At 62.4% G+C, this 6081-nt stretch carries 9 protein-coding genes; 3 read left to right on the top strand and 6 right to left on the bottom strand.

All coding sequences use genetic code 11. The annotated features are described in order from the left end of the window. Positions 1-11: 11 nt before the first annotated feature. Entirely contained in the window at positions 12-674 is a 663-nt protein-coding gene (locus tag VIM95_RS15705) for a hypothetical protein (RefSeq protein WP_331987551.1), read from the bottom strand. A gap of 68 nt (positions 675-742) precedes the next feature. Next, the gene (locus VIM95_RS15710) at positions 743-1111 is read right to left on the bottom strand and encodes a hypothetical protein (RefSeq protein ID WP_331987553.1); all 369 of its coding nucleotides are present in this window, start codon (positions 1109-1111) and stop codon (positions 743-745) included. 234 nt (positions 1112-1345) lie between these two features. On the opposite strand from VIM95_RS15710, the gene VIM95_RS15715 reads away from it, so the two are divergent. Further along, a complete protein-coding gene (locus VIM95_RS15715; RefSeq protein ID WP_331987554.1) occupies positions 1346-2608 on the top strand; it encodes an NADH:flavin oxidoreductase/NADH oxidase family protein in 1263 nt (420 codons plus the stop codon). A gap of 64 nt (positions 2609-2672) precedes the next feature. Here VIM95_RS15715 and VIM95_RS15720 read toward each other — a convergent pair whose 3' ends face one another. Continuing rightward, positions 2673-3053: a hypothetical protein gene (locus VIM95_RS15720; protein WP_331987555.1), complete on the bottom strand. Its 381-nt coding sequence runs from the start codon at positions 3051-3053 to the stop codon at positions 2673-2675. 403 nt (positions 3054-3456) lie between these two features. Between VIM95_RS15720 and VIM95_RS15725 the strand changes: the two genes are divergently transcribed. Next, positions 3457-3690 carry a hypothetical protein gene (locus VIM95_RS15725; RefSeq protein ID WP_331987557.1) on the top strand — a complete coding sequence of 78 codons (234 nt, stop codon included), beginning with the start codon at positions 3457-3459 and terminating at the stop codon, positions 3688-3690. Positions 3691-3784: 94 nt separating this feature from the next. On the opposite strand, the gene VIM95_RS15730 is transcribed toward VIM95_RS15725, so the two are convergent. Further along, positions 3785-4249 carry a VOC family protein gene (locus tag VIM95_RS15730; RefSeq protein ID WP_331987559.1) on the bottom strand — a complete coding sequence of 155 codons (465 nt, stop codon included), beginning with the start codon at positions 4247-4249 and terminating at the stop codon, positions 3785-3787. A 213-nt stretch (positions 4250-4462) separates the two neighbouring features. Between VIM95_RS15730 and VIM95_RS15735 the strand changes: the two genes are divergently transcribed. Next, the gene (locus VIM95_RS15735) at positions 4463-5041 is read left to right on the top strand and encodes an ATP-dependent Clp protease proteolytic subunit (protein ID WP_331987561.1); all 579 of its coding nucleotides are present in this window, start codon (positions 4463-4465) and stop codon (positions 5039-5041) included. 133 nt (positions 5042-5174) lie between these two features. On the opposite strand, the gene VIM95_RS15740 is transcribed toward VIM95_RS15735, so the two are convergent. Together VIM95_RS15740 and VIM95_RS15745 are read right to left on the bottom strand one after the other, a co-directional pair. Next, positions 5175-5711 (bottom strand): hypothetical protein, encoded by a 537-nt coding sequence (locus VIM95_RS15740; RefSeq protein ID WP_331987563.1) that lies wholly within the window; start codon positions 5709-5711, stop codon positions 5175-5177. Between the two features lie 79 nt (positions 5712-5790). Then, a partial coding sequence (locus VIM95_RS15745; RefSeq protein WP_331987565.1) for an ATP-binding protein occupies positions 5791-6081 on the bottom strand: 291 nt, incomplete at its 5' end.

Below are 6081 nucleotides of genomic sequence, written 5' to 3' on the forward strand. Positions count from 1 at the left end.
CCCCTACCCAACTAGTTCTTGCTCAACAAGCTATCAACGTAAGCCGTCGCCGTCTCCAGCGCCGACGCACCAGTCGCCTTGGGGGTGACGTAGACCTGCACCAGGATGGGTAGCTGGTTGACCACGGTTGCCGCGCCGATAAAGGCTAGCGGGCTAGATTTTCCATTGGTCTCGGTAACCAGGCGGCCCTCGATAAAGAAAGCCTGTTTGGTCGAACCGATGGGCTGGGCGCCAGACATGCTCACGGTTCCACCAGTCCCCGAAAGATGCTCGCGTACACGGCGATTGACCTCGGCCAGATCCACGGGCTTGGCCGTGCCGTTGGCCGTCTTCTGGATGAACTCCTCGCGGCTGATGGTGACCAGCGTCAATACGCCCTGGCGCTTGGAAACCAGCACTTGCGCCCAGCGGCTGAAGTTATCGATCTTACCGTCCTTGTAGGCCTTGAGCTCCGTACACGGCACTACCACCTGGGCCAGCTCCCCTACCTGGGCCATATTCCTTTGTTGCAGCTGCCGCAGCGTTTGCTCCCGCTGCGTATCGCCCAGCTCGCAATACTCCGGCGGGGGCTGCAGCTTGAGCGTCTTGCCCAGGGTGCTGTAGGTCCCGGCCTGTGCAGCACCGGTAAGAGAGAGTGCGGCAAGGCCCAAGAGGGCGATTCGTGAGCTGGGCATATTCAATAAGGGTTTAAGTATCAGTGAAAGGGAAAGACCACGACTTACCATAGCAGCAGATGGCCGATTTAGCAGCCCTGCAAAGCAACCCGGCGCATGGCTTCGAGCTCCCGTACATGCACACTCCTCGCCAGCCCTTCGCCGCCGGCAGTGGCGCAGCTCGCGCACCAGGTTGCCTGGGCCAGGGCAAAGTCCAGCATCGCCGCCCTCGCCGGCCGGTTCTCCACCTGCAGCACGGCATGCTGCAGCAACAAGGCGGCGTAGTCTTTGTCCCGTGGCCAGCCCAGCTTATTGGCTTCCACCTCCAGCTCGGCCAACAGACCCTTGAGGGTCACTTCATCCGGCGCAGCCTGGATCAACGCCACCAGCTGTTCCACTGGCAAGGGGTCGTCGCCTTGGGCGAGCAGTGCATTGCGGTGGTATTCGATGGTGTCCACGGGGCAGAAGGCGTTTGGGGTTGAAGCCCCCATTCTGCATGCCGGCGCGGTGAGAACGCTACAAGCGTTGGAGATTTTCTGCCTTGCCCTGCTGGCAGCACGCGCATCCCACTCAGCATGCCCGCTCATGGTAGTGCGCATCCAGAGCGGGGGCCTTAGCGTACCTTGCTCAGTCATTTGTGCCAAAACGGCGGTAGGATGCAGTGCATCGCACCACCAACCAGGAAAGCCTCCATGCTGGAACAATCCTTGACGCTGCCGTGTGGTCATATGCTGCCTAACCGCTTCTGCAAAGCAGCCATGACCGAAGGCCTAGCCGATGCGCTGGACCGCCCCACGGCACAGCACCTGCGCCTGTACGAGCGGTGGGCGCGCGGCGGCGCGGGCTTGCTCCTGACCGGCAACATCATGATCGACCAGCGCTATCTGGAGCGCGCCGGCAATGTGGTGGTGCAGGACGACAGCGTCTTGCCGGCCTTGCGCGAATGGGCCGATGTGGTACACGCCGGTGGCGCCCAGCTCTGGGCACAGATCAGCCACCCGGGTCGCCAGTGCCCCCGTCTGGTCAATCTCACGCCGATCGCTCCCTCACCGGTCCAGCTGGATATTCTCGGCAACTTTGGCAAGCCTCGCGCCGCCACGCAGCAAGAGATTGAAGAGGTCATCGCACGGTTTGCCGAGACGGCAGACCTGGTGCAACGCGCCGGCCTGGACGGGGTGCAGATCCACGCCGCACACGGCTATCTGCTGTCGCAATTCCTGTCGCCACGTACCAATCAGCGTAACGACGCGTGGGGTGGCCCACTGGCGCATCGAGCCCGTTTGCTGCTGGCCGTGGTCAAGGCGGTCCGCGAGCGCGTGGGCGCCGCGTATCCCATCTCGGTCAAGCTCAATTCCTCGGATTTTGTGAAGGGCGGGTTCACGCTCGAGGAATGCCTGCAGGTGGTAGCGTGGTTGAACGATGCCGGGATAGACCTGCTGGAAATTTCCGGCGGTACCTATGAGCAGGTTGAATTCTTCAGGCAGACGCCCGACCGCGAAGTGCGCGACAGCACGCGTCAGCGTGAAGCCATGTTCCTGCAGTATGCCGCTGCAATCCAGGGCGTCGCCCGCATGCCGCTGATGGTGACCGGCGGATTCCGCACCCGCGCCGGCATGGAGGCGGCCCTGGCAGCTGGGCAAACCGACATGGTGGGCATTGCGCGCCCTTTCTGTGTTGATCCGGACTTCCCCAGCAAGATGTTGGCCGGGCAGCTCGATACCCTGCCGCACAATGAAGACCACCTGCGCCTGGGCACCGGCTACTGGGGCCCGAACAGCCCGTCCGCTGGGCTGCGCGGCCTGAACAACTATGCGCATGCAGGCTGGTACTACCATCAGATCGAGCGGATGGGCGCAGGCCAGGCACCCGAACAGGACTACGGGCCTTTGAACGCACTGTTGGCCCACCTGTGGCACGACACCGGTCGCGCCTTGCGCCGAAAGCGGGCGCGCTGACCGTATCAGTATTGGTCTTGTCGATTCTTGGGGGGTACCAAACCTGCGGTCACCGCCGGGGTAGTCAATGAAATGCCCCCTCAATCGCCCATTTACACTCCGCAAACCACTCGGGCAAGTCGGGGTCGCGTACAACCGGGACCAGCACCCGGAGTATTGCGGTGGTCTGGTCGTCCAGCCACCGCACTTCGTCATTTGTCAGGCCCAAGCCAGGAATGACCTGGCGGATGCGAACGGCGGCTTCGCGAACGGGCTGCTGTAAGCCGACAATGATGGCCGTCTTGAGTACCGGATGCTGGCTGGCCAGTGTCCCGATAAAGGCCCCTGCCATCATGAGGGCATGGGCGTGCTTTTCGTAGAAGTCGCCAGATACCGTCTCTGCGCTCAGAAACCTGCAGATGGCAGTAAAGGATTCGTAAAAGTCCGGCAATTGGTTTTGAGTCATGAAATGGTCCGTCACTTCCGATAGTCCGATTCTGCGCGCCGGCTGCCCTCGGTATGCGACACGCTCAGATGCAGGGAATGGGGGCCGGGCAAGTCTATCTGCATCGGGACATGCCGACATCCTCCATATAGAGGAGGCAACACCCTCGCAACACCTACCTAGCACGCAGGGAGACGGCGGCTGGCATGGATTTTCGCCCCCCAAGCAATACCGCTTCGCCCCTTCAAAACCGCCTCGCCAAACCTTACCGGAATCTTAAAGCCCGCCTAAATATTTTCGGTAGAAATAAAGCCTTTTCCTGTCAGGAACCATTCAGCATCGTGGTCCTAATGTGTGCCTCAAGGACGGCCGCTGCAGAACGCGACGACCGGGACCGGAAGCCCAACACTGTGAGGATTGCACCATGAACAAGCTGATCGCAACTGCCCTGACCGCCGCCTTCGCCCTGACCGGTTTTGCTGCCAATGCCGCCGACGCACCGGCCGCGGCACCTGTCGCTCCGGCAGCCCAAGCCACCGCTGCTGCACCTGCCAAGACCACGGAAGCCAAACCGGCCGCCACCACCAAGAAGGCCGGCAAGCACCACAAGGCTGCCAAGAAGGCCGAAGCCAAGACCGAAGCTCCCAAGGCCAACTAAGCGCAACCTGCAGCAAAGCAAAACGCCCCGCCAGTGATGGTCGGGGCGTTTTGTTGTCTGCCATTCTCGGCCAGCGCGCTGGATAGCGAGCCGCTCACGGCGCAGCCTTAGGTTCCTTCGGTTCCCACAACTCGATCTTGTTGTTCTCCGGGTCAACGATCCAGGCAAAGCGGCCAGTCGCGTCGTCGGTACGCTTGATCGGCTCCACGCCCTTCTCCTTCAACCGGGCCAGGAAGGCGTCCATATCGTCCACCGCGTAGTTGATCATGAAGCTGGCGGCGGACGGCGCAAAGTACTTGGTGCTCTCGGGAAAGGTCCCCCAGATCAGCGCCGGCGGGTGCCTGGGCGCGTCGTAGCGCAAGGCCGCACCACCCCAGGCTTCCAGCTTGATCCCCAGCACGTCGCGGTACCACGCAGCCAGCACCTTGGGTTCCTTGGCCTTGAAGAAGATGCCGCCGACGCCAGTAATACGGCCGGTGGGTTCATCGGCTGCCATCACCGCCGTGCCCAGCAGCGCCAGGGTGGCCAGGCAGGCCGCCGTCATCATTCGTATTGCCATTGCATTGCTCCTTGTCGCATGGGTCACCGTTGCGACCATCGTAGCGTGTTTGGCGACAGGTGCGAGGGTTGGCCGACCACCAGGCCGCCAGTCGCCACGCTAGGCACGCATGACGCGGCGGCTGTTTACACGCCCCGCCTTTTGCCGCCGCCAAGTGATAAGGACTACACTAGTCCTCAGGGCAGTTCACTCCCTCAAACCTAGGGGCATATTGTGGAAGAAAAAGCAGAAACCAACCCATCCCAACGCGACGCGTTTCTGGAGGAGAAAGCTTTCAAATCCCGTACCGTGCTGTTGTTTGGCCAGATCAACGATGCGGTGGCGCGCGATATCGTGCGCCAATTGATTGCCCTCTCCGGCGAGTCGAAGGATCCAATCAATTTCCTGGTCTGCTCGCCCGGCGGTCATGTGGAATCGGGCGATGTCATCCACGACGTGATCCGTTTCATCGACGCACCGGTAAACATGATCGGTAGCGGCTGGGTCGGTAGCGCCGCGGTCAACGTGTTCCTTTCGGTGCCGAAGGAGCGTCGCTTCTGTCTGCAGAATACGCGCTTCCTGATCCATCAGCCGAGCGGTGGCGTGGGCGGCCAAGTGACCGATATCGCGATCCAGGCGCGTGAAATCCTCCGCGTGCGCGAACGGATCGGCGCCCTGATCGCCAAGGAAACCGGGCAGAAGCTGGAAAAAGTGATGTCCGACATCGACCGCGATTTCTGGATGTCTGCGCCGGAGGCGATCGAATACGGCCTGGTGTCGAAATCCATCGTCAAGGCCAAGGAAGTTGCCTGAGCGCCTGAGGGCATGGCTATTTGACGATTGCTGACCAGGGCAAGCTGCGCCGCCGCACACGGATGCCCTCGACCAGCAAGGTAGGGCGCAATCCCTGCAGGGCATTGCGCCGTATCGTCCGTCGAGCGGCCATCTACGCCACCACCATCTCCTCCTCATCCACCGGCTCCAATTCGCCGATCAAATCCACAAACTGCCGCCCCACCGCCGCCAGGGCTTGCAGGCGCAGCTGGTCCAGCTCGTCCCACACGGCGGTCTTATAGCGCCGGGCGGTGGCGGGGGAGGTGCCGGCCACATTGGCAAGGCCGCGCTCCGTACCCACCGGCTTGCCAGCCTGGCGCTGAGGGGTGATCCACATCCGCACGGCGTAGGCAGCGGCGTGCATGCCGAAGCGGTGCGTTACTTCGGTGGCCAGCGAGATGCAGGCGCTTTGCCGCAAGGCGGGATCGTAAAGGCCGAACAGCACGCTCTTTTGCGCCACCGGCAAGGTGCTGATCCAACGCAGCACAAAGGCGGCCTGGGCGTGGCGGTCGTAGTGGCTGAGCTTGTCTGGCGGGGCACCGCAGCCACCGCTTTCCTCACGCAGGTCGGCACGGGATGTCTTGACGATGGGCGTGGCCAGGGTCTCGAAGGTCCAGGCCAGCAGGTGTTCGGGCGATTTGAATTGCATGGTGTTCCTTTCTGGGTCGCGCCCCCTGCGGGGCGGCGCGATATGGCATCCGATATGGGCCGGCAGCGCGGCAGTGGCCTCAAGCAGCGAGCGGTGGTCGGGTTCGATAGCTAGGCCAGTCGCAGGCGATGACTTCGCCAAGCTCAAGCACACGGTCCACAGATCGAGCGCCGATGCAGTCCTTGAGCGTGGTAACCGACTGGTTGGAGACCAGCACCGTGGGCCGCAAGGCGTTGTAGCGTTGGTTGATCACCGCAAAGAGCAGCAACAGGTCGGTCTCGCTGCCGCGGTGCATGTCCACCTCGTCGAGGATCAAGAGGTCATAGGCGGCAAAGCGCGCCACCTCGCCGGCCTCGCTCTTGTCCTCCTG

The organism is Chitinimonas sp. (genome assembly GCF_036568685.1).
Taxonomy (GTDB): domain Bacteria; phylum Pseudomonadota; class Gammaproteobacteria; order Burkholderiales; family Chitinimonadaceae; genus Chitinimonas.